This window comes from Nonomuraea dietziae, assembly GCF_014195505.1.
Lineage (GTDB): Bacteria > Actinomycetota > Actinomycetes > Streptosporangiales > Streptosporangiaceae > Nonomuraea > Nonomuraea roseola.
The window spans coordinates 5,994,257-6,015,348 of sequence record NZ_JACIBV010000001.1; the positions used below are offsets into that span (position 1 = coordinate 5,994,257).

General features: G+C 70.9%; 22 protein-coding genes. 11 read left to right on the forward strand and 11 right to left on the reverse strand.

The genetic code is table 11. The features are described 5' to 3' along the window. Positions 1-26 precede the first annotated feature (26 nt). Positions 27-836 carry a glutamate ABC transporter substrate-binding protein gene (locus FHR33_RS28725; protein WP_183654072.1) on the reverse strand — a complete coding sequence of 270 codons (810 nt, stop codon included), beginning with the start codon at positions 834-836 and terminating at the stop codon, positions 27-29. 100 nt (positions 837-936) lie between these two features. Next, complete coding sequence (locus FHR33_RS28730) at positions 937-2,325, reverse strand: GAF domain-containing protein (protein WP_183654075.1); 1,389 nt, start codon at positions 2,323-2,325, stop codon at positions 937-939. A gap of 127 nt (positions 2,326-2,452) precedes the next feature. Here FHR33_RS28730 and FHR33_RS28735 point away from each other — a divergent pair, with 127 nt between their 5' ends. The 4 genes from FHR33_RS28735 (at position 2,453) to FHR33_RS28750 (ending at position 6,104) form a co-directional block, all read left to right on the forward strand. Beyond that, positions 2,453-3,262 (forward strand): alpha/beta fold hydrolase, encoded by an 810-nt coding sequence (locus FHR33_RS28735; RefSeq protein ID WP_183654079.1) that lies wholly within the window; start codon positions 2,453-2,455, stop codon positions 3,260-3,262. Between the two features lie 82 nt (positions 3,263-3,344). Then, the gene (locus FHR33_RS28740) at positions 3,345-3,626 is read left to right on the forward strand and encodes a hypothetical protein (protein WP_183654082.1); all 282 of its coding nucleotides are present in this window, start codon (positions 3,345-3,347) and stop codon (positions 3,624-3,626) included. 411 nt (positions 3,627-4,037) lie between these two features. Continuing rightward, positions 4,038-5,732, forward strand: coding sequence for a DEAD/DEAH box helicase (locus tag FHR33_RS28745; RefSeq protein WP_183654085.1), 1,695 nt, complete (start codon positions 4,038-4,040; stop codon positions 5,730-5,732). Between the two features lie 69 nt (positions 5,733-5,801). Then, positions 5,802-6,104 carry an antibiotic biosynthesis monooxygenase family protein gene (locus tag FHR33_RS28750; protein ID WP_183654088.1) on the forward strand — a complete coding sequence of 101 codons (303 nt, stop codon included), beginning with the start codon at positions 5,802-5,804 and terminating at the stop codon, positions 6,102-6,104. Between the two features lie 14 nt (positions 6,105-6,118). On the opposite strand, the gene FHR33_RS28755 is transcribed toward FHR33_RS28750, so the two are convergent. Both FHR33_RS28755 and FHR33_RS28760 read right to left on the reverse strand, forming a co-directional pair. Beyond that, positions 6,119-8,239, reverse strand: a complete 2,121-nt coding sequence (locus FHR33_RS28755) for a carbon starvation CstA family protein (RefSeq protein ID WP_183654091.1) — start codon at positions 8,237-8,239, stop codon at positions 6,119-6,121. Beyond that, complete coding sequence (locus FHR33_RS28760) at positions 8,236-8,568, reverse strand: hypothetical protein (RefSeq protein WP_183654094.1); 333 nt, start codon at positions 8,566-8,568, stop codon at positions 8,236-8,238. The genes FHR33_RS28755 and FHR33_RS28760 overlap by 4 nt, the downstream gene beginning before the upstream one ends. Before the next feature lie 314 nt (positions 8,569-8,882). Between FHR33_RS28760 and FHR33_RS28765 the strand changes: the two genes are divergently transcribed. From FHR33_RS28765 to FHR33_RS28775, 3 genes are read left to right on the forward strand one after another with little or no spacing between them, the layout of a single operon-like run. Then, positions 8,883-9,512, forward strand: coding sequence for a hypothetical protein (locus FHR33_RS28765; RefSeq protein WP_246452159.1), 630 nt, complete (start codon positions 8,883-8,885; stop codon positions 9,510-9,512). Further along, positions 9,466-10,170: a hypothetical protein gene (locus tag FHR33_RS28770; protein WP_183654096.1), complete on the forward strand. Its 705-nt coding sequence runs from the start codon at positions 9,466-9,468 to the stop codon at positions 10,168-10,170. The genes FHR33_RS28765 and FHR33_RS28770 overlap by 47 nt, the downstream gene beginning before the upstream one ends. An 11-nt stretch (positions 10,171-10,181) precedes the next feature. Further along, entirely contained in the window at positions 10,182-10,376 is a 195-nt protein-coding gene (locus FHR33_RS28775; protein WP_183654099.1) for a hypothetical protein, read from the forward strand. Between the two features lie 30 nt (positions 10,377-10,406). Here FHR33_RS28775 and FHR33_RS28780 read toward each other — a convergent pair whose 3' ends face one another. Further along, entirely contained in the window at positions 10,407-11,276 is an 870-nt protein-coding gene (locus tag FHR33_RS28780; protein WP_183654102.1) for an NAD-dependent epimerase/dehydratase family protein, read from the reverse strand. Positions 11,277-11,375: 99 nt separating this feature from the next. Here FHR33_RS28780 and FHR33_RS28785 point away from each other — a divergent pair, with 99 nt between their 5' ends. After that, positions 11,376-12,023, forward strand: a complete 648-nt coding sequence (locus FHR33_RS28785; RefSeq protein ID WP_183654105.1) for a TetR/AcrR family transcriptional regulator — start codon at positions 11,376-11,378, stop codon at positions 12,021-12,023. Positions 12,024-12,057: 34 nt separating this feature from the next. On the opposite strand, the gene FHR33_RS28790 is transcribed toward FHR33_RS28785, so the two are convergent. Genes FHR33_RS28790 through FHR33_RS28800 form a run of 3 tightly spaced genes read right to left on the reverse strand, consistent with a single transcriptional unit; the run spans position 12,058 to position 13,899 of the window. Then, a complete protein-coding gene (locus FHR33_RS28790) occupies positions 12,058-12,468 on the reverse strand; it encodes a hypothetical protein (protein ID WP_183654108.1) in 411 nt (136 codons plus the stop codon). A 35-nt stretch (positions 12,469-12,503) separates the two neighbouring features. Then, on the reverse strand, positions 12,504-13,523 hold the full coding sequence (locus tag FHR33_RS28795) for a nuclear transport factor 2 family protein (protein ID WP_183654111.1): 1,020 nt from the start codon (positions 13,521-13,523) through the stop codon (positions 12,504-12,506). Positions 13,524-13,530: 7 nt separating this feature from the next. Further along, positions 13,531-13,899 carry a nuclear transport factor 2 family protein gene (locus FHR33_RS28800; protein ID WP_183654114.1) on the reverse strand — a complete coding sequence of 123 codons (369 nt, stop codon included), beginning with the start codon at positions 13,897-13,899 and terminating at the stop codon, positions 13,531-13,533. Between the two features lie 74 nt (positions 13,900-13,973). Between FHR33_RS28800 and FHR33_RS28805 the strand changes: the two genes are divergently transcribed. Further along, positions 13,974-16,616, forward strand: coding sequence for a helix-turn-helix transcriptional regulator (locus FHR33_RS28805; protein ID WP_183654117.1), 2,643 nt, complete (start codon positions 13,974-13,976; stop codon positions 16,614-16,616). 42 nt (positions 16,617-16,658) lie between these two features. Here FHR33_RS28805 and FHR33_RS28810 read toward each other — a convergent pair whose 3' ends face one another. Next, the gene (locus tag FHR33_RS28810) at positions 16,659-19,133 is read right to left on the reverse strand and encodes a tetratricopeptide repeat protein (protein ID WP_312895763.1); all 2,475 of its coding nucleotides are present in this window, start codon (positions 19,131-19,133) and stop codon (positions 16,659-16,661) included. Positions 19,134-19,315: 182 nt separating this feature from the next. On the opposite strand from FHR33_RS28810, the gene FHR33_RS28815 reads away from it, so the two are divergent. Next, positions 19,316-19,771: a carboxymuconolactone decarboxylase family protein gene (locus tag FHR33_RS28815; protein ID WP_183654123.1), complete on the forward strand. Its 456-nt coding sequence runs from the start codon at positions 19,316-19,318 to the stop codon at positions 19,769-19,771. Between the two features lie 150 nt (positions 19,772-19,921). Beyond that, a complete protein-coding gene (locus FHR33_RS28820) occupies positions 19,922-20,392 on the forward strand; it encodes an iron chaperone (protein ID WP_183654126.1) in 471 nt (156 codons plus the stop codon). A gap of 105 nt (positions 20,393-20,497) precedes the next feature. Here FHR33_RS28820 and FHR33_RS28825 read toward each other — a convergent pair whose 3' ends face one another. Together FHR33_RS28825 and FHR33_RS28830 are read right to left on the reverse strand one after the other, a co-directional pair. Then, entirely contained in the window at positions 20,498-20,827 is a 330-nt protein-coding gene (locus tag FHR33_RS28825; protein WP_183654128.1) for a DUF3140 domain-containing protein, read from the reverse strand. Then, positions 20,824-21,057 carry a hypervirulence associated TUDOR domain-containing protein gene (locus FHR33_RS28830; protein ID WP_183654131.1) on the reverse strand — a complete coding sequence of 78 codons (234 nt, stop codon included), beginning with the start codon at positions 21,055-21,057 and terminating at the stop codon, positions 20,824-20,826. The genes FHR33_RS28825 and FHR33_RS28830 overlap by 4 nt, the downstream gene beginning before the upstream one ends. Positions 21,058-21,092 lie beyond the last annotated feature (35 nt).

Below are 21,092 nucleotides of genomic sequence, written 5' to 3' on the forward strand. Positions count from 1 at the left end.
CACGGCCGGCCTCGCATCCTGGGGGTCTACGGCGTACAGCCCTCGAACTCCGGCACGAAGGCCGACAGCTGGAGACCGCTCGCGCCGAACCACTTGTCCAGGAGCCTGGCCGCGGTGCCGTCCTGGTACATGTCCGTGATGGCCCGGTTGACCTGCTCGCACCCCTTCACGTCGCCCAGGGGCAGGGCGATGCCGTACCTCTCGGCGGTGAACGGAGCGTTCACGATGGCGAACGCGCCGCGCTCGCGGACGGCGAACCCGGCCAGGATCAGGTCTCCGGTGGAGACGGCTTCCACGGCCCCCGATCTGAGCAGGTCGACGCACTCGCCGTAGGTCCTGGCGGGGACCAGCACCGCGGCGATCCGGTGCCCGTCGACGATGCGTGAGGTGGAGATGGAGCCCTGTGCCTCGCAGAGCCTGCGCCCCTTGAGATCACGCACGTTCCGGATCCTGCCGTATCCCGCGCGGACCAGAATGTCCTGGCGAGAGACGTAGTACGGCCCGGCGAACGTCACCTGCCTCTTGCGTTCCGCGCTGATGGAATAGGTCGCGACCACCATGTCGGCCGCCCCTTCGCGCAGCTTCGCCTCCCTGCCCTCCGAGGTCGTCGCGACGAAGGAGACCTTCTTGCCCAGCCGAGCGGCCACGTAGGCGGCCACGTCGACATCGAAGCCCTGGAAGACCCCTCCGCTGGTTCTCACGGCCAGGCCGGGCTGATCCGACTTCACGGCCACGACCAGCTCGTCCTTGTCCAGGATCGACCGGGCGCCGGCGAGGTCGCCGCCGCAGCCGGACAGCAGCGACGCCGCGGCGACGGACGAGACAAGCTTTCGCATGAGCCCCTCCAGGAGGCTCAGCGTAGGCAGGGCCGGTGACGTGCCGGTGAACGGCGCATGGCCGGAAATCAAGAGGTCCGCGGCCCGAACAGACCGATGGTCAGCTCTCGGCTCGCTCCAGCGCCTGCCGTACCAGCAGATCCTCCCGCCCGTGCGGGGCGGTGGTCCAGCGGGTGAGAGCGTCGGCGTCGCCGTGGGACAGGACCCTGCCGCGCAGCCGCTGGTGCAGCCGGTCGCGCAGCGCCTCGACCCCTTCGGCCCGAGACGACGGCAGCAGCGGCCCCCGGTAGCGGTCGAGCAGCGCGCCGACGCTGTCGGTGGCCAGTTCGTCGTCCAGGGTGAGGAAGTCGGCCACCGTCCGCCCGAGCAGCCGGTAAGGATCGGAGGCCAGGCGGTAGCCCAGGACGCGGCGCAGCCGGGTCATCTCCGCGCGGACGGTGACCGTCTTGCCGCCCTGCCCGTACGTCAGGCGGGCCAGCGCGTCGGCGGTCAGCCCTGCGGGATGGGCGGCCAGGAGCACGACGAGCTCGCTGTGCCTGGCGCTGAGCTCGTGGGCGACGCCGTCCAGGCGGATCCACGCGCGGTCGCGGCCGAGAGCGTGCAGCAGCAGGGCCTCGCTGGTGCTGTCGACGCCGTCGGTGCAGTGGACGGCGAAGGGCCCGGTCGCCGACAGCCGCTCGAAGACCACCCTGCGGCCGTCGGGCAGCGTCGCGGGGCCTTCTCGGGGTGGCGACGGCCAGCGCTGCGGCAGCCAGCCGCCCGGCGAGGCGTGCAGCACGCGGCCGTCGGCGCCGACCAGCGCGCTGTGAATGCCCTTGTGGCGCATGACGTGCTCGAGATAGCGCATGCGCAACCGCTCGTCCTGCTGCCTGGTCTGCTCGCCCAGCTGCGCCTCGGCCAGCCGCGCGGCCGCCGCGACCAGGGACAGCGACAGCGAGTTCGCGGCAGAGGTGGGACAGGTCACGTCGATGGCGCCGAGCAGCTCGCCGGTGACCGGGTTCCTGATGGGCGCGGCGCAACAGGTGAAGTCCACCGCGACCGAGAGGAAGTGCTCGGGGCCGCGGACGCGGAACGGCCGGCCCAGCGCGAGCGCCGTCCCCACCCCGCTGGTGCCCGCCTTGCCCTCGCTCCACAGCGCGCCGGGCACCAGGTGCACGCCCTCGGCCAGCCTGCGCGCCGATCGGTCGCCCATGACCCAGAGCAGGTGCCCCGCCGAGTCGCTGGCGAAGATCAGATGGCCAGGCTGGGTGGCCGCGTCGCGCAGCGTGCCGAGCAACGTGGGCCACACCGAGGCCATCGGATGATCGCGTTGCAGCCTGCGCACCCGGTCGTCCCGCAGCTCGATGGGTGGCAGCGAGCGGTCGGGGTGGACGCCCTGCAGGCGGGCGCGATCCCACGACGCACGTACCTCCGGGCGTACCTGCGCAGGTCGTTGGCCACTCAGCGCGCTCTCGCGAGCGCGGGCCAGCCGTCGCGTCGAGTCGTCCATGATCTCCTGACGAGCAAGTTAGTACCGATTGCAACCCCTATGCAACGCTGCCGAAACCCTTGGGAGGCCAAGGCGCATAGCGGATAGTCGTTACGGCCCGGACATTTCAACTTGTTGGAGAGACAAGATGTCATACCTGGAGCTGGCGGACGGCGTGCCGCTTTACTACGAAGACCATGGGTCTGGGCCCGCTGTGCTGCTCATTCACGGGTGGACGATGAACAGCTCGTTCTGGGGGCAGAACGTCGGCGCGCTCAGCGAGTCCAATCGGGTCATCACTGTAGACCTGCGCGGGCATGGTTTGTCCGGGAAAACAGATGATGGCCACACTTTGTCGCAATACGCACGCGACATTCGCGCCCTGCTGCAGCATCTGCAGCTGCGCGAGGTGTCCATGGTGGGCTGGTCGATGGGCACCGCGGTCATCCTGTCGTACGTCCAGCAGTTCGGCTGCGACCTGCTGCGGTCGGCGGCCTTCGTCGACCAGTCGCCGAGATTCCTCGACGGGGAGGGCTGGGACTTCCCGCTGCTCGGCGGCTACTCCACGACCGACCTCGCCGTCTTCGCGCAGGGTGTCCGGTACGCCAGGCCGAGCGTGATCAAGCCGTTCATCGCCGCGTGCTTCGCCGAGACTCCGCCGGACGAGGTGATCGACGCGGTCTACGCCGAGACCACCAAGATGGCCACGTCGGCGGCCCTGTCCGTCTGGTACGACATGGCCTACGCGGATCTGCGCCCCGTCCTGCGGGAGCTCACCGTCCCGACCCTCCTGATGTACGGCGCCCGCAGCAAGATCTTCCCCGGCGACCTCGACGAGTGGCTGGCCCGCCGGCTGCCGAAGGCGCAGGTGGCCAGGTTCGACCACAGCGGCCACGCCCCGTTCAGCGAGGAGCCCGACAAGTTCAACCAGACCCTGGGCGCCTTCCTGCGTTCCTGACGCAGGGCCCTGGACCGTACGCACAAGGGGGAGAGGACGTGTCTCGACCGATCCGCGGGTGGCGGAGCACAAGGAGCGCGAGGTGACCAGGATCGCTCCCGCCGACACCGTCGACCTGGCCAGGCTCGGCCAGGAGCATCAGCTCGTCCGGCTGCGCGACGCGCTCATCCTGCTGGGCGTCAACGCCGAGCTCAGGGACAACAACACCGCGCTCATGGTGCACAGGCCCGCGCCCGGCCTGCCGGTATGGGTCTTCGTCGGCTACGGCGGGGGCAGTTACTCCTGGCAGAACGCCAACAAGCGGCACCCGGTCGACGACCCCCATGGAGCGGCCGCCGTCCTGGCCGACCACGTCGCCCGCTAGGCGCGACCCCACGACGTGACGGCCACTTCGCGCACCGCAGCGCGCGGGGTGGCCGTCACCGATTCCGGGTCGTCTCGACGCCGACCTCACCGCCGTCGGCGTCGGCGCAGGATCGGAACAGCCGTCCGTGCAAGGAGGGTGCGGACATGCCGGCCATTATGGCGACAGCGGTCGACGCTCTCCGATGGGCGTCCCCCGCGCGGAACCTGCCCTGCGCGACGTTCCCGGAGCCTTCGCAGGGGTAGAGCTGCGGTATTGCGCACGGTGGGTCCACGGTGGGGCCACAGTGGGACAGGACCCGTGCTGAGCGGGACGAGCCCGCAGCCTGATGCCCCCGCACCGGCCTGTCGCCGGACCTTTCCCGGAAGATGGCCGGAGGCAGGCGGTGTCGAATGACGTGAGGAGTCGGCGATGACCATGAACGCGACCGGAGGCGAGGGCACCTTCGCCGAGCTGGGGCTGCGATCCGAGCTCCTGGACGTGCTGTCCGCTCTGGGTTACGAGGAGCCCACTCCCATCCAGAGAGAGGCGATCCCCCCGTTGGTGGAGGGGCGCGATCTGCTGGGGCAGGCGGCGACGGGCACGGGGAAGACCGCGGCGTTCGCCTTGCCCGTGCTCCAGCGGATGCTCCACTCCGGTGGTGACGCCGGGCCGGCGACGCTGGTGCTCGTGCCCACGCGGGAGCTGGCCGTTCAGGTCTCGGAGGCGTTCCATCGGTACGGCCGCATCCTGGGCACCCGCGTGCTGCCGATCTACGGCGGCGCGCCCATCGGCAGGCAGCTGCAGGCGCTCAGGCGCGGGGTGGACGTCGTGGTCGCGACGCCGGGACGGGCCCTCGATCACATCGGCAGGGGAACGCTCGACCTGGAGGGTCTGCGCACCGTCGTGCTGGACGAGGCGGACGAGATGCTCGACATGGGGTTCGCCGACGACATCGAGGCGATTCTCGCGGCGACCCCCGAGGATCGCCAGACCGTGCTGTTCTCCGCGACGATCCCGCTGCGCATCGATGGGATCGCCCGCCGTCACCTGCGGGACCCGGTGCGGATAGAGATGGGGCACACGGCGGCAGAGGGGCGCCAGACGACGCCGCTGGTGGAGCAGAGCGCGTACCTGGTCGCCAGGGCGCACAAACCCGCGGCGCTCGGCCGCCTCCTTGACATCGAGGCGCCGACAGCCGCGATCATCTTCTGCCGTACCCGTGACGAGGTCGACCAGCTCACGGAGGCGATGAACGGACGCGGCCACCGCGCCGAGGCCCTGCACGGCGGCATGGAGCAGGAGCAACGCGATCGAGTGATGTCACGGCTGCGGGCGGGGACCGCCGACCTGCTCATCGCGACCGACGTGGCGGCGCGCGGCCTCGACATCGAACAGCTCACCCACGTCGTCAACTACAACGTCCCGTCCGCGCCGGAGGCGTACGTCCACCGCATCGGCAGGGTGGGCCGCGCCGGCCGCGAAGGGGTGGCGCTGACCCTGGTGGAGCCGCGCGAGCACCGGATGCTCAAGGCGATAGAGCGGGTGACCAGGCAGCGGATCCCGGTGGGGAGGCTGCCGACCCTCGCCGACCTGCACACGCGCCGGATGGAGCTGACCCGGGTCGCGCTGGAGGAGTGCCTGCTCCAGGACGACCTGGAGCACTTCCGCGTCCTGGTCGAGTCGCTCACCGACGAGTTCGACCTCATGGAGGTGGCGCTCGCCGCCGTCAAGCTGGCGCACGAGTCCAGCGGCGCCGCGCTCGACGAGGAGGAGATTCCCGAGGTGGCCCCGCGGACCGTGGAGAAGCGGCGTGGGCAGCGGGAGACCGCCAGGGACGGCGAGCGACGCGCCCGCACCCCTGCGGGTGGAATGGCACGTCTCTTCTTCAGCCTGGGGCGCAGCGCGGGAATCCGGCCGCAGGACCTGGTCGGCGCGATCGCCGGCGAGTCGAGCCTGAGCGGGCACGACATCGGCGCGATCGAGATCGCCGACCGGTTCTCGCTGGTGGAGGTGCCGCAGGCCGCGGCCAATGAGGTGATCGCCGCCCTCCGGCGTACCACGATCAAGGGAAGGCGGCCGACCGTCCGCCGCGAGCGTGACACGCGCAGCGGACGAACACGATGACGAGGCCGCTCACGGTGGCCTGATGGCCGACGGACTGGGTGCTTCGATGAAACAGAGCGGAGGAATCCGATGATCGCCCGAATCTGGCACGGTTCCACCCCGATCGAGAAGTCAGCGGACTACCTGAGGCTGATGCGCGACGTCGCGCTCCCCGACTACCGGTCGACTCCCGGTAACCGGGGCGCGTACGTGTTGCATCGCGAGGACGGAGGCGTCGCCCACTTCATCACGCTGACCTTCTGGGACTCCGAGCAGGCGATCGCCGACTTCGCGGGCGACGACGTCACCCTCGCCAAGTACTACGACTTCGACGGCGACTACCTGCTGGAGAAGGAGCTCCGCGTCACCCACCACGACCTGTACGACCGGTGAGCGTCCCGCGGGACTTACCCTCCTTCCGCCGCGGCCATCTGGCGGCGCTCCTCGCGGGTGGCGATGAGCCCGGCCGGAGCGAGGATCCTGGACTCCTCGAACGGCGCCTCGGTGTCCGGCAGCGGCTCCTTGGCCCTGATCGCCTTCACCCACACCCGGATGGCGTCCAGGATGACGATGATGATCAGGACGGCGAACAGCGCGGCGAGGATCCCGTCGACGGTGGAGTTGACCACGATCTGCCGCATCGCGCCGACGCTCTTGGCCGGAGCCAGTACCTGCCCCTGGTCCAGCGCCGCCTGGAAACGGTTGCGCTGGGCGAAGAAGCCGAGGGTCGGATCGCTGGAGAAGACCTTCTGGTAGCTCGCCGTCAGCGTGACCGCGACGTCCCAGACGAGTGGGATCGCGGTCACCCACGCCCACTTGAGCCGCCCGCTCTTGATCAGCAGTGTGGTGGCGACAGTCAGCGCCACGGCGGCGAGCAGCTGGTTGGCGATGCCGAAGAGCGGGAAGAGCTGGTTGATGCCGCCGAGCGGGTCGTTGACGCCTTGGTAGAGGAAGTATCCCCAGGCACCCACGACGATGGCGCTGACCGCCATCAGCCCTGGCCACCAGCTCACCCGACCGATGGGCTTCCACAGGTTGCCCAGGGTGTCCTGGAGCATGAATCGGCCCACCCTGGTCCCCGCGTCGACCGTGGTGAGGATGAACAGCGCCTCGAACATGATCGCGAAGTGGTACCAGAACGCCTGCAGCGCGGCTCCTCCGAGGAAGCCGGAGAAGATCTGTGAGATGCCGACGGCGAGCGTCGGCGCGCCCCCGGTCCGCGCGATCAGCGTCTCCTCCTGTACGGCTCGCGCCGCCGCCTGCAACTGCTCGGGCGTGATGACGAAGCCCATGTTGCTGACGGCCTGGGCGGCGGACTCGACCGTGGTGCCGACGACCCCCGCCGGAGAGTTCATCGCGAAGTACAGCCCGGGGCTCAGCAGGCAGGCCGCGGTGATGGCCATGACGGCGACGAACGACTCCATGAGCATGGCGCCGTAGCCGATCATCCTGACCTGGGTCTCCTTCTGGATCATCTTGGGCGTGGTGCCCGAGGCGATCAGCGAGTGAAACCCTGACAGCGCTCCGCAGGCGATGATGATGAAGACGAACGGGAACAGCGATCCGGCGAAGACCGGCCCCTTGCCGGTGAAGGCGAACTCGGTGAACGCGGTGTTCTGCAGAGAGGGCAGGGTGATGGCCACGCCGACGGCGAGCAGCACGATGGTGCCGATCTTCATGAACGTCGACAGGTAGTCGCGGGGCGCGAGCAGCATCCACACCGGCAGCACCGCGGCGACGAAGCCGTAGGCGATCAGCCAGAGCGCCAGCGCCGAGGGGCTCAGCGTGAAGGTGGCCGCCCAGCTCGACTCCTGCACCCAGCCGCCGGCGATGATCGCCAGGATCAGCAGTCCGACGCCGATCACGGTGGTCTCCACCACCCGGCCAGGCCGGATCGTGCGCAGGTAGAACCCCATGAACAGGGCGATGGGGATGGTCATCGCGATGGAGAAGACGCCCCAGGGCGACTGCGCCAGGGCTCCCACCACGACCAGTGCCAGCACCGCGAGCAGAATGATCATGATCGCGAAGACGGCGACGAGCGCGGCGGCGCCGCCCACCGGGCCGATCTCCTCGCGCGCCATCTGCCCCAGGCTCCTGCCGTTCCTCCGCATGGAGAAGAACAGGATCACCATGTCCTGGACGGCCCCTGCGAAGATCACGCCGGCGACGATCCAGATGGTGCCCGGCAGGTAGCCCATCTGGGCCGCCAGCACCGGCCCCACCAGCGGCCCGGCCCCGGCGATGGCGGCGAAGTGGTGGCCGAACAGGATCCGGCGGTCGGTCGGGTGGTAGTCGATGGCGTTGTTGAGCCGTTCGGCGGGCGTGGCCCTGCGGCTGTCCGCCCCTAGGACCCTGTGCAGGATGAACCGGGCGTAGAAGCGGTAGGCGATGGCGTAGGAGCCGAGCGCCGCGGCCAGCAGCCAGACCGCGTTGACGTTCTCGCCCCTGGACAGGGCGAGCACTCCCCACCCTGTGGCGCCGACGGCGGCGACCACCGTCCAGATGATGATGGAACGGGCTTTCACCGGTTACCTCCCCCTACGGGCCTGCCCAGGCAGCAGCGCAGCCCGGCGTCCGGCGGCAGGTCGGTGGTGAAGCGCCGCCAGCGCCACAGCGGGCGGCAGTCGACCATGACCGGCAGTTCGGCCAGATGCACCCAGGCGATGGGATGGGCGTACACCAGGTCGGTCTCCAGCAGGCGCGCCCGCCGGGGCAGGTTGGACCGTCGCAGTGGCCGGACCGAGAACTCGCCCGCGTCGGCACAGCACAGGCCGGTGGCATGCCAGTCGAAGAAGACCACTTCATCGGCGCGCAGCGCTTCACGGGCGGCGGTTGTGAGCGTGATCCTGGACATCCGCGGCTCCTGCATCCCAGGTGCCCCGGACGCTACCCGGGCACCGGGGGGCTGAAACACCGCCTGACGTGCCAGAACCTGCCACGGAACAGCCGCCCGCCGACGCTTCGGCCCGCGCCGCCGCTGTGCCGGCAGCGCCGGGCGGCCCGCCTCCGGCCCGGCTGCGTGGAAGCCCCCGGCCCGGCTTCGGAGCCGGGGGCGCCGACGGTTGTCAGCCATTGCGAAAACAAGCCCGAAAAGTGGGCTGACCTGGTCGTTTCGAGTGTGGCTCTCGGGGCAGCCGTGGTCCTAGCAAGCAGATTCGGAGGCGTCACATGACCACCGAGACTCTGATCTGGGTGGCCGTCGTCGTGGTAGTGGTGGTGGCCCTCGCCGCAGTCGCGTTTCTCGTGCTGCGGCATCAGCGCCGTGGCCGTCTCCGCGAACGGTTCGGCCCGGAGTACGACCGCACGCTGGCCGAGCAGGAGAACAGGGGCGCGGCCGAGCAGGAGCTGCTCGCCCGTGAGGAGCGCGTCGCCGAGCTCGACATCCGTCCGCTGGACCCGGAGCAGCGGCGGTCTTACGCCGCCCGCTGGACAGAGGTGCAGGAGCGGTTCGTCAATGCCCCTGGTTTCGCGGTGACGGAGGCCGACCAGCTGGTGACGGAGGTCATGGCCGAGCGCGGCTACCCGATCGGGGACTTCGAGCAGCAGGTGTCCGACCTTTCGGTAGGGCACGGCGCCACTCTCGACCACTACCGGCAGGCCCATGAGATCAGCGGCCGTGCGGTCACGAAGAGGGCCTCGACGGAGGAGTTGCGCCAGGCGATGGTGCACTACCGCGCCCTGTTCGAAGAGCTCCTCGGGGAGTCGCCGTCGGACGGCCGCGCGTCCCGCCGCGATCCTGCGGCGAACCGCGATGACCATGGCGAAGGCACCTCCCGTCGCGATTCTGGAGGATGGTGACGACATGGACCCGCGCAAGCACGAAGACGAAGGACTGCAATCACCGAGGCAGTACGACGACGTGAACGAGACCGGCGGACCAGTGGCAGGCCCCGGCCCTGTGTACATGGAGGAGGAACGCCCGGCGGAGGAGCCGGGGGATCTCGGGGCCCAGGGCTCAGCCGACCACGACGTAGGGGTTCAGGACAGGGGGTTCACGGACACCGACGCCGCCGCCACCGGCACCGCCGCCACAGACACCACCGCCACCGCCACCGGCACCGCCACTGACACCGGCACCGCCACCGATACCGGCACCGCTACTGATACCGGCACCGCCGCCGGCGACGTGCCGGTCGAGTCCGCGCCCGCCGGGGGGCCGGCCGTACCAGCGCAGAGCGCTGCCCTGTTCGACCAGGACGTCGACCAGGCGCACACGCGCTGGCACGACGTGCAGGCCACATTCGTGGAAGACCCGCGCCAGGCGGTGGAGCAGGCGGACCAGTTGGTCGACGAGGTCGTCAACGCGCTCACCAGTTCGCTGACCACGCGCACGAGCGAGCTGGGCGATCGGTGGAAGAACACCGACCAGGGCGACACCGAGCAGCTCAGGCTGGCTCTTCGCGACTACGGGGCCATGCTCGAACAACTGCTCGCGCTGTCCGGCCCTCAGAAATGAGGTGAGATGACATGCTCGCCATCGTGGCAGCGATCATCTTCGGGCTGGGTTTCCTGCTCGAACTGCTGGCCTTCGAGATCCCCGGCGGGATCAGCGGTGTGACATTCATGCTGCTCGGTTTGTGCCTGCTGGCCCTGCACCAGGCTGGAGTCGGCGCGCGCAGCGACGGAGGCCTCCTCGGTGGCTGGCGCGGGACACGACGCTGACAGCGAACGGCGTCCGGGTCGGTCCGCCCATCACCCGCCCTGCTTGAGCTCCTCGAGCAGGGACGGGTGGTGCGGCCGCCAGCCCAGCTCGCTGCGGGCCCTGGCGGCGGTGGCGACCTGGTCGAGCAGGAACGGCTGGACCATCACTCCCCAGTACCGCTCGGCGTCCTCGGGATCCCACGCCTCCACCCGCGCGCCGTGGCGGTCGGCGACGACCTGGGCGGCATCGGCGACCCGCACGGGATCCTCCGTCACCCCGAGGTAGACCGACCCCGCGGGGGCGGCCTCCAGTGCCAGCGCGTACAGCTCGCCGAGATCGTCGGCGTGGACGACGGCCCAGCGGTTGTCCCCTGCGCCGAAATGGCGTACCACCAGGCCGCCGCCGGGTGCCTCCTGCGGCGCCAGCACCGCGGGGACGTAACCGCGGCCATGCCCGTACACCAGCCCTGGCCGGATCCGCACCGTGCGCACCCCGTCGGCGGCCTCGGCCACCATCCGTTCCAGTTCCGGTCGCCACGCCACCACCGAGGGAGGGTCGAACGGCGCGTCCTCGGCAGCCGGCACGCCACCGGTATCGCCGTGCAGCCACAGACCGCTGGTGTAGACCAGCGGTCTCCCGGTTCCCGCGAAGCGGTCGAGCAACGCACGGACCACGACACGGTCGAACTCGCCCGCCCGCTCGTCATTGGTGGAGGCGGCGTGCACCGCCCCGTCCACCCCCTCGGCGGCGGCCGCCGCGGCGCCTGCCTCGAACAGGTCCGCGACCAGTGGCTCCACCCCTTCGGGAACGGCTTGGCCCACCGCCCGCACGACCCCGACGACCTGATGCCCACGTCGCAGCAGAGCCCGGGCGGCAGCTCCACCGATCGTGCCGGAGGCCCCGGTGACCAGAACGCGCATCTCGCAACCCCATTTCCTAACGCTGTTAGATACAGAAGGTAGACGGCGCTGGGAGCGGTTGTCTACCCTTGTTAGAAAACGTTCCTGGAGGCAGGCCGGATGCCACATGACGGCAAGCGGGTCAAGGGCAGCGCCGACGAACGGGCGCAGGCCCGTGACCGGCTACGCGCCGAACTGCTCGCCGCCGCGCGCGCCCTTGCCGAGGAGAAGGGCGGATACGAGGGCGTGACGATACGCGCGCTCGCCGACCGGGTGGGATACCGCGCGCCCGTCGTCTACGAGTACTTCGCCAACAAGCGCGATCTGCTGCTCGCCCTCATCGAGGCCGGCTTCGCCGAGTGCGCCGACGCTCTGGCGAAGGCGCTGTGCGCTCACGAGCAGCGGCGGGCGGGCGGTGTGCTGCCCGCCGTGGCCGAGGCGTACTGGAGCTTCTCCCTCTCCCAGCCGCACCTGTACCGGCTCATGCACAGTCTGAGCGATGTCCCCTTCGGCGCTCCTGCCACTCCCGCGCCTGCCCAGGAGTGCTTCGTCCTGCTGCGCAACGCCGTCACGGAGGCGGCCCCGCGTCATCCCGCGACCGCCTACGACGCCGACGCCGCGACCGACCTGTTCTGGGCGCACCTTCACGGCCTGGTCATGCTCACCCTCGACGGCCGCATCAAGGGCGGCCCCACCCGCGCCCACGGCCTGCTCGGGCACCTCACGGACACCTTCACCGGCAACGGCGCCCGTTCCGGCCCCCGCTGAGCGGCCGCTCCGACTGACCAGGCGCAGGCCCCGGTCACCCGCTCGCGGGCAGTACGGCGCTGACGGTGACGCCGCAACCGAGGATCGCGTTCACCGACAGCCCGCCGCCCACCTCGGCGAACCGGGCACGCCTGACGCGCAGGCGATCGGCGAGCCGCTCCGACGGCAGGCCGAGGCCGTCGCCGCTGAGCGTCAGGCGCAGGCCGCCGGCGCCAATGGTGAGCGCGATGCCCACGCACCGCACCGATCCGTCCGGTTCCAAGCCGTCCAGCACGTCGAGGATCGTGGCATGGACGAGCTCCGCGATGTGGACGGGGAGAGGCTCACAGGGAAACGCCCACACCTCCACGGCGATCCCGGTCGAGCGGGACCACCGTTCCAGATGGTCGGGCAGATCCCACGCGGGCTCGACCCGTTCGTCAGGGCGGAGTGCGTCCAGTGCCATCGGTCTTCCTTAACTGTCGGTGCGGTGACGCGAACTTACGAGGGACTGCTCAGCAGGCCGTACAGTTTGCCGATCTTGCCGGTGTCGGCGATGAGGGGCAGCGTGTCGAACGTCAGGCTCCAGTCGGTGACCTTGCCGTTCCGGTGGCCGAAGCGTTCGATGACGCCGTAGGTGATCTCCCGGCCCTGGCTGCGTACGGTGCCGTACCACTCCTGGTAGGTGGCGTTGCGGGTGTGGACCGCCTGTCCGGGTCGCAGGGCGGTGGGGTTGTGGCCGTTCTCGTCGTTCTCGAAACTGCCGAGCAGCTTGTCGAGGTAGGCCAGCTTGGCGGCCTTCGTGTGCAGCTTGCGGCCGTCCAGGCCTGGACCGGTCAGCGGTGCCCGGCCGGAGGCCGCGACAAGGGCGCGGGCGTTCCTGCTGTTCCAGGCGGCGGCCCTGCCGAGCAGGCCATGGCGCAGCGTCGACTCCTTCGCCTCGGCGGCGGGCTCTGCCGCGGCGGTGGCGCCGTCGGCGATGCCGTCGAACAGGTTGTCCAGCTTCAGGTCCCCTGTGGCGATAGGGGCGAACCAGGCGTACCTGTCGTAGTAGCGGCGGCCCTGCACCACGTCACCGGACTGGTTGATGACCACGCGGTAGATGGCGGGGTACTCGACCGTCCTGCCGCGGAGGACGGCCGTGTTGTGCGCGCCGTACATCACGGTGTCGCCACCGGCCGCGAGACGTTGCGGCGTGAAACCGAACTGCGGCACCAGCGTGAGCGTGTCGGAGATGGACTTCTTGATGGCCGTCTTGCCGTTGATGATGTTGCCGGCGGCCTCCCAGAGGGTCGCGTCGTCGGCGAAGATCGTGCCGTAGGCCTCCACCCGCTCGGTGCCGTCGCCGGTGGGCATGGAGCCGAACCGGGTCTGCCGATCGATGAAGGTCTGCGCCTGAGGGCTGATCGTGCCCTCGATCACCGGGTCGTCCGTCCGCTGTGCCTTGGCCGGTCCGGCGAGCGCGACGAGCGGCAGAGCTGCCAGCAGGGCGGCGGCCAGGAAGCGCTTGTTGTTCGGCATGTTCGTCCTATGCACCGGTAGGGATCTTGTCGAGGAAGCCGTGGACGCTGTCGATGCGGCCGTCGGCGGTGATCACTGCCACGTCGAACCCCACCACCAGCGCCTCGGCGCCGTCCTGCGCCAGCTCCCAGGTGAAGCGGGCGATGTTGTGGTGGGCGTCCACGGGCCCCGCGAGGGTGAAGGTGAAGCCGGGGAACTGCTCCTGCACGGCGGCGATGGTGGCGTCGATCGCGGCGGTGCCCGTGGCGACCGCCATCGGGTCGGTGTAGACGCCGTCCGGGGACCACAGCTCGTCGATGGCCGCGCGGCGGGCGGCGGGGTCGGTCTCGTTCCAGGTGGCGATGTAGCGAGCGATGAGCTCGTCGATGTTCTTCATGAACAAGAAAGCTAGAGAAACCGCACATAATAGGCATCTGTCGCGATTAGGTAATTGTGTCGGTGAGGGGGCGCATGCTGTACGGGCGAGAGGCCGAGACATCCGTCATCGACGAGCTTCTCGACACTGTGCGGTCGGGTCGCAGCGGCGCTCTGGTGATCAAGGGCGAGCCGGGCATCGGTAAGACCGCACTGCTCGACTACGCCGCAGGACGAGCCGACGGTATCCAGGTCATCCGGCGCAGCGGCGTGCCGTCCGAGAGCGAGCTGGCGTACGCGGGACTGCACCTGCTGCTGCGTCCGGCGCTGGACCGTACGGACAAGCTGCCGCCGCCGCAGCGGCGCGCGCTGGAGACGGCGCTCGGCCTGACGGACGGACAGGGCGCCGACGCCCTGCTCGTCGGCCTGGCCGTGCTGTCGCTGCTGGCCGAGGTGGCCGAGGACGGCCCCGTCCTGTGCCTCATCGACGACGCGCAATGGCTGGATCCCGGCTCCCGCGCCGCGCTGGCCTTCGCCGCCAGGCGGCTGGACGCCGAGGGCATCGCCCTGATCATGGCCACCCGTGAGGGCGAGGTGCACGGGCTGCCCGAGATCACGCTGGCCGGGCTGGCCTCGCCGTCCGCGGCGGCCCTGCTGAAGGGCGGCAGCCTGACCCCTGGCCAGCGCTACCGGGTGCTCGCCGAGGCTCAGGGCAATCCGCTGGCCCTCATCGAGCTGCCCGCCGCCCTGCACCGGGACAGCCACGGGTTCGGCGCGCTTCCCCTGAGCAGCCGGCTGCAGGCGGCCTTCCACAGCCAGGTGGACCACCTCCCGGAAGCGACCCAGACGCTGCTGCTGGTGGCCGCGGCCGGGGAAGGCCTGGACGAGGTGCTCACCGCCGCCAGACTGCTCGGCGTGACGGCCGCGGACCTGCGCCCCGCCGAGACCGGGGGGCTCGTGACCACCGACGGGCAGCACGTACGCTTCCGCCATCCGCTGATCCGTGAGGCCGTCTACCAGCGGGCCCCGATCAGCTCGCGGCTGGCCGTGCACGCCGCGCTCGCCCAGACGCTGACCGGAGACCACCACGCGGACCGGCGGGCCTGGCACCTGGCCGCGGCGACCGTCGGCCCCGACGAGCACGTGGCGACGGAGCTCGAACGCACGGCCCAGCGGGCCGCCCGTCGGCACGGGTACGCGGCGGCGGCCACCGCGTACCAGCGCGCCGCCACGCTCACCCGCCGCGACGACGAGACCCGCGCCCGGCGCCTCACCATGGCGGCCGAGTCCGCCATCGAGGCCGGGGAGCTCGACTGGGCCCAGACGCTGGCGAGCGAGGCCGACGCGCTGACCACCGACCCGACGCTGCGCGCGCGCACCACCCACGCGCAGGCCACCGCCCACTTCTCGCGGGGACGGTACGGCGAGGCGCACCGCCTGATGACCGAGGCCGCCCACCTGGATCCGTCCCTGCTGGTCAGGGCCTTCCAGACCGCCTGGTACGCGGGCGAGGCCCAGCTGGCCGAGGTGGCGGCCCGCCTGGCGTGGGCCCTGAAGGAGACACTGCTCGACGAGCCCGTCACCGCTCTGGCCCGCCTGGAGGCCGCCGCCTTCGCCCGGCTGTCCGGTGGCGACCCGACCGGCCTGGTCCCGCTGGAGCAGGCCGTGGCCGAGGCCGAGCACGCCCTGGCCGACCACCCGCCCGGACTGGCGGCCATGGTCTGCGGCGCGCCGCTCATCGCCGGGCAGGACGCCGCCACCCTGCGCATGTCCTCCCGCCTGATCGCCCGCTGCCACGCCGAGGGCAGCATCGGTGTCCTGCCGATGGTGCTGTACTTCCAGGCGCAGGCCGAGCTCTTCCACAGCGGCCGCCACCATGAGGCAGGCGCCGCCGCGACCACCGCCCTGCGCCTGGCCGAGAACACCGGCCAGCACCAGTGGGCCGCCCTGAACAGGGGCCTGCTCGCCTACCTGGCCGCCGTCGAAGGCGACGAGGAACGCCACCGCCGGCTCACCGCCGAGGTGGCGAGGGGCCCGGTGGCGCCTATGCAGGGCGCCATGTGGGCCGACTGGTCCCGAGCGGTGCTGGACCTGGGCCAGGGCCGGGCGGAGACAGCGCTCGTCCAGCTCGAAACCCTCGCCGAAGGGCCCGGCTGGTACCACGTCTCGGCCATACGGTGCGTGCCGGACCTGGTGGAGGCCGCCGTGCGCAGCGGCGAGCCCGACCGGGCCAGGTCGGCCCTGGCCCGCTACGTCCGTCTCGATCAGCGCCACCTCATCGAGCGCTGCCTGGCCCTGCTCGCAGGGGACGACGCCGAGGCGCACTACCTGGCGGCGCTGGAGGCCGGCGGACCGGCCTTCGAGCGCGCGCGTACCCGGCTGCTGTACGGGGAGTGGCTGCGCAGGGCCCGCCGTCGCGGCGTCGCGGTCGGCCACCTGCGCGAGGCCATGGAGAGCTTCGAACGCCTGGGCGCCGCTCCCTGGGCCGGCCGCGCCCGGGCCGAGCTCCAGGCCGCCGGCGCGCTGTCCGCCGCCGCGCCCGCACCGGGCAGGCCGACGGGCCTGACACCGCAGGAACGGCAGATCGTCCAGCTGGCCGCACGAGGGCTGTCCAACAAGGACATCGCCGCCCAGCTCTTCCTCAGCCCCCGCACCGTCGGCTACCACCTCTACAAGGCCTACCCCAAGCTGGGCGTCGCCTCCCGCGGCGAGCTCGCCGCGCTCGCCGGCCTCGGCTGACGGGCAGGTCTCGCCCGTGGTCTGCGGGAGCGGCCAGACACGTCAGGCCCCTGGTTCGAGCTCCTCATGGATGGCCCGCGCCGCCGCGCGGTGCTCGGCGGCGGCAGCCGGGTCCGTCTCGTCGAGCACGGCGGCGATCCCCTCGTGGGCCAGTGCCTCCTTGTGCCGGTTGCCCACCTTCGGGGCCAGCTCGAGTGCCTGACGGTGCAAGCGCAAGGCCTCCTCGGGCAGGCCCGCCAGCCGGCAGGTCTCGGCGTACCCGTTGAGGAAGTGAATCTTCCAGTGTTCCTCGAACAGCTCATCCAGGAGCGCGAACGCCTGCCGGTGGCTGGCCAGCGCCTCCTCGTGGCGGCCCATCTGGCGCAGGGCGACGCCCAGGCAGTTGAGACACCACGCCTCGTTGTGCTTGTGGCCGTCCTCGCGGGCGATCTCCAGGGCGCGGTGCAGGTGCTCCGCGGCCTCGTCGGGTCGCTCGTGGGTGATGGCCATGCCAAGGGTGATCCGGGCGGTCAGTACGGCAGGCCAGTCGGGGTCGGCGTGCGCGGTGTCCAGCACCTCGCGGGCCAGCCGCGCCGCCTCCTCGTGGCGTCCCAGCTGCAGCATCGCCCACGCCTCGTCGGCGGTCGCATGGGCCGCGCCCATCGGGCAGCCTGCGTCCGCGTACAGCCTCCCGGCCAGCCTGAAGAGGCCGAGTGGCTCCTCGACATAGCCCTCGTCCCACCTCAGGTGGCCGCGCCGCATGATCAGATCCGCTTCGGAGCGGGTGTCCCCTGCCTGGGACACCAGCGGCGCCGCCGCCTCGTACGCGGCGCCGGCCTCCGCCATCCGGCCCGCGTTGTAGCGGGCGAAGCCCAGGTCGCTGTGCGCCTCGGCCAGCTGCCACGGATCGCCCAGACGCTGTGCGGCCGCCAGCGACCGCTCGAAGAGGACGTTGAGGTGCGTCGTGCCGCAGCGCCGGGCGAAGAACGCCCGCATGAAACGCGGCAGCTCGCACACGTGCGCGTCGGCTCCGGTGGCGACCGCCACCTCGAAAGCCCCCATCAGGTTGGTGTACTCCGTGACGTACCAGTAGAGGGCCGCGTGCTTGTCGGTGAACCGCGGCAACTCGGCGGGGGGCCGGCCTGCGGAGGCCGCGCGGCTGCCGGACACGTACGGCATCGCGGCGTCGGCGGCGGCCGCCGCGTACACGTAGTAGTCGAGCACCCGGTTCAGCGCCTGCTCCCGCTCCGCCGGAGAGTCCTGCTCGGCGGCGGCTCGGCGCGCGTGCTGGTGCACCAGGTCGTGCAGCGTGTAGCGGCCGGCCGACGGCTGCTGGACGAGGTGGGCGTCGAGCAGGTCCTCCAGCATCGCCCGGGCGTTGCGCAGCGGCACGTCCGCCAGTGCCGCCGCCACGTACTCGTCGAAGGAGGAGCCCGACAGCAAGCCCAGCAGCCGGAACAGCCGGCGCTCGGCCCGATCCAGCTGCCGTACGGACATGGCGAACGCGGTGTCGAACTCGCTCGCGCCCTCTGCCATGCGCTCGACGAGGATGCCCACGGTCCAGCCGGGACGGTGCCGCAACCTGGCCCCGGCCAGCCGCAGGGCCAGCGGCAGATGGCCGCACCGGCGCAGCACCTCGGCTGCGGACTCCGGGTCGCGGGCCAGCCTGCCGTCGGGGCCGGCGGGATCGCCGCTGGCGCGGGCCAGCAGCTCCGCGCTCTCCTGCGGGGTCAGCACGTCCAGTGACACCGGAGGCACGTCCTCCAGGCCCACCAGCCGGTTGCGGCTGGTGATCAGGGCGACGGAGGCGCCCGCGCCGGGCAGCAGCGGGCGGACCTGGTCGGCGCCGGCGACATTGTCGAGGACCACGACGGCACGCCGGGCGGCCAGCTCCGACCGCCAGCAGGCGGCCAGCGGCTCGAGGCCACCCTCCTGCGGGATCTTCTCCGACGGGACGTCGAGCGCGGCGAGCAGTGCCCGCAGCGCTGGATCGGGGTCGAGCGGTTCCCGCCCGTCGGTGAACCCGTGCAGGTCCAGATAGAGCTGGGCGTCCGGGTATTCGTCGGCGAGCCGGTGCGCGGCGTGCACCGCCAGACACGTCTTGCCGACGCCCGCCATGCCGTCGACGGCGACCACACGGCTGCCGCGCACCGCGGCGAGGACGGCGGCGAGCTGCGCCTCACGCCCGGTGAAGTCGGGCACGTCGCGCGGCAGGTCGTTGCGCGGCGGGCGTGGGGCGCCGGCGGGCGGCGACGGAGGCTGGACCTGGCGGCTCGCCTTCGGGGGCGCCGGCAGGGGGTTCGTCGCCCTGTCCCACAGAGGGCGCAGCGGCCGGGGGTCGCGCTTGACCAGGCGGCAGAGTTCGATCACCACGGGCCACGGTGGCACCGACTGACCGCTGAGGTAACGCGACAGCGACGACGAGCTGAGGCCCGTGTCCCGCGCGAGAGCCCGCACGCCGCGCCCGGACAGCTCCTGGAGCAGGCGCAGCCGGGTGGCCAGTTCGTCCTGGGGATCAGCCTTCGTCCTCTGCTGCACAACCACCGCATCCTGCCTCTCTGTCCCGTCCCGGAAGAAACTTATCGGGACGGATCGCCGCAGGCCAGAGCCCTTTCCCCTGTCCCACGGTGTCCCACCGTCGTCGTCGTGGCGAGCCCGTTCGGCTGTCATGGAGTCACGCCCCCGAGGGACGGGGCGCCGATCCGAAGAGGAGAACCACCATGCAGTCTCGCATGCAGAACCCGGCCTTCATCCTGCCCGACGCGATGCAGCCCATCCAGCAGCTCTTCAAGGCCGTGAACGCCGGTGGGGTGGACAGTCAGACGCTGGAGCTGGTGCATCTGCGGGTCAGCCAGATCAACGGCTGCAGCTCCTGTGTCGACGCGGGCACCAAGACCGCTCGTAAGGCCGGAGTGAGCGAGGAGCGGCTGGCCACGGTCGTCGCCTGGCGGGAGACCCCGTACTTCACCGAGGAGGAGCGGGCGGCGCTCGAGCTGGCCGAGGCCGCGACACGGCTGGCCGACCGTGCCGACGCGGTGAGCGACGAGGTCTGGGACAGGGCCGCCACCTACTACGACGAGAAGCAGCTGGCCGCGATCGTTCTGATGATCGGCGTCACCAACCTGTTCAACCGGCTCAACGCCACCACCCGGCAGATCGCCGGCGCATGGGGATGAGTGGCGCACGGCCCCGGGCAGCGCGCTCGAACTCGTGGCCCGGGACCACTCGCCTGATCCCCGCGCACCTTCTCGGCTGAGCCGGAGAAGCCGGCAAGCCTCGCACCATGGTCGTCCCCACCAGCATTCGCACACAAGGAGATCTCCACCATGAACGCAACGCAGAACACCGCCAAGAGCACCACCGCAGCCGACAAGAAGTTCGACGGGTTCACCGACGAAGAGCGAGCCGCGATGAAGGAGCACGCCAAGGAGCTGAAGAAGGCCGCGCGCCTCGGCGCGGCCAAGGCCGACGGCGAGCGTGACGTCCTCGAGAAGATCGCCGAGATGAAGGAGTCGGATCGCGTCCTGGCCGAGCGCTTCCACGCCATCGTCACAGCCAGCGCGCCGGCCCTCACGCCGAAGCTCTGGTACGGGATGCCCGCCTACGCCAAGGATGGCAAGGTCGTCTGCTTCTTCCAGAGCGCGGAGAAGTTCAAGGCGAGGTACGCGACCATCGGCTTCAACGACATCGCGACCCTCGACGAGGGCACCATGTGGCCGACCGCCTTCGCGGTCACGGCCCTGACCGCCGACGACGAGGCGAGGCTCGCCGAGCTCGTGAAGCGAGCGGTCAGCTGATCACCGAGCGGGCCGCTGAACCCCCGCCCCCGGTATGTTCCTGGGCTGGGTGATGACTGCGGGAGCAGCGCGCAGGCGGTCTCCGGGGCGCTCACCCAGACGAGCTCATTTGAGCGGATCGTGGCCCCAGTTCATCAACGAGTAGCGCCATCTGGTCTCCCTCACGTCGCCGGAGGGGCGCTGTGCCAGATGGCGGTGGATGTAGCCGACCACCTTGCGCATGTGCGCGTAGTCCTGCTCGGTCAGGGCCGATTTCTTCGCGCCGAGCAATTCGATGATCTTGCGGCCGGATTCGTGTCCGGTGGATTCGCCGCCGTCGCTCTTCTGGCCCACCGTCTTGGACTCCTCCGTGGCCAGCCAGCGCTCCAGTTCTTTGGCGGTCATGTTCACCGCCTGGGCGAACTCGGCCGCGACCTGCCGCTCATCCGCCGTCATCCGGAGCCCTTGTCCTTGCGCAGGGCCGAAGGCTTGTGGACGGCCTTCTTGCCGCTCTTCTCGCTGCGCACCACGTATTGGGGTTCGTCGGGAGAGGCCGCCACGGTCCTGCCGGCCTCCTCCCGCCGGCTGGTGATCTTCTTCTCCACCTTGCCGCGGGCGGTGGAGCCGTGGCTTCGCCAGGTGACCTCGTCGCCTACCGAGGGGTCTTCCTTGCGCTTCTTCGTCATGAGCGTGCGGCTACCCCGACTCAGGCTCACACGCG

Excerpts from the sequence above, each read along its gene's own strand:
- FHR33_RS28725 (WP_183654072.1), bottom strand. The coding sequence starts at position 836 with ATGCGAAAGCTTGTCTCGTCCGTCGCCGCGGCGTCGCTGCTGTCCGGC.
- FHR33_RS28730 (WP_183654075.1), bottom strand. The coding sequence starts at position 2,325 with ATGGACGACTCGACGCGACGGCTGGCCCGCGCTCGCGAGAGCGCGCTG.
- FHR33_RS28735 (WP_183654079.1), top strand. The coding sequence starts at position 2,453 with ATGTCATACCTGGAGCTGGCGGACGGCGTGCCGCTTTACTACGAAGAC.
- FHR33_RS28745 (WP_183654085.1), top strand. The coding sequence starts at position 4,038 with ATGACCATGAACGCGACCGGAGGCGAGGGCACCTTCGCCGAGCTGGGG.
- FHR33_RS28750 (WP_183654088.1), top strand. The coding sequence starts at position 5,802 with ATGATCGCCCGAATCTGGCACGGTTCCACCCCGATCGAGAAGTCAGCG.
- FHR33_RS28760 (WP_183654094.1), bottom strand. The coding sequence starts at position 8,568 with ATGTCCAGGATCACGCTCACAACCGCCGCCCGTGAAGCGCTGCGCGCC.
- FHR33_RS28765 (WP_246452159.1), top strand. The coding sequence starts at position 8,883 with ATGACCACCGAGACTCTGATCTGGGTGGCCGTCGTCGTGGTAGTGGTG.
- FHR33_RS28770 (WP_183654096.1), top strand. The coding sequence starts at position 9,466 with ATGACCATGGCGAAGGCACCTCCCGTCGCGATTCTGGAGGATGGTGAC.
- FHR33_RS28775 (WP_183654099.1), top strand. The coding sequence starts at position 10,182 with ATGCTCGCCATCGTGGCAGCGATCATCTTCGGGCTGGGTTTCCTGCTC.
- FHR33_RS28780 (WP_183654102.1), bottom strand. The coding sequence starts at position 11,276 with ATGCGCGTTCTGGTCACCGGGGCCTCCGGCACGATCGGTGGAGCTGCC.
- FHR33_RS28785 (WP_183654105.1), top strand. The coding sequence starts at position 11,376 with ATGCCACATGACGGCAAGCGGGTCAAGGGCAGCGCCGACGAACGGGCG.
- FHR33_RS28790 (WP_183654108.1), bottom strand. The coding sequence starts at position 12,468 with ATGGCACTGGACGCACTCCGCCCTGACGAACGGGTCGAGCCCGCGTGG.
- FHR33_RS28795 (WP_183654111.1), bottom strand. The coding sequence starts at position 13,523 with ATGCCGAACAACAAGCGCTTCCTGGCCGCCGCCCTGCTGGCAGCTCTG.
- FHR33_RS28800 (WP_183654114.1), bottom strand. The coding sequence starts at position 13,899 with ATGAAGAACATCGACGAGCTCATCGCTCGCTACATCGCCACCTGGAAC.
- FHR33_RS28805 (WP_183654117.1), top strand. The coding sequence starts at position 13,974 with ATGCTGTACGGGCGAGAGGCCGAGACATCCGTCATCGACGAGCTTCTC.
- FHR33_RS28815 (WP_183654123.1), top strand. The coding sequence starts at position 19,316 with ATGCAGTCTCGCATGCAGAACCCGGCCTTCATCCTGCCCGACGCGATG.
- FHR33_RS28820 (WP_183654126.1), top strand. The coding sequence starts at position 19,922 with ATGAACGCAACGCAGAACACCGCCAAGAGCACCACCGCAGCCGACAAG.
- FHR33_RS28825 (WP_183654128.1), bottom strand. The coding sequence starts at position 20,827 with ATGACGGCGGATGAGCGGCAGGTCGCGGCCGAGTTCGCCCAGGCGGTG.
- FHR33_RS28830 (WP_183654131.1), bottom strand. The coding sequence starts at position 21,057 with ATGACGAAGAAGCGCAAGGAAGACCCCTCGGTAGGCGACGAGGTCACC.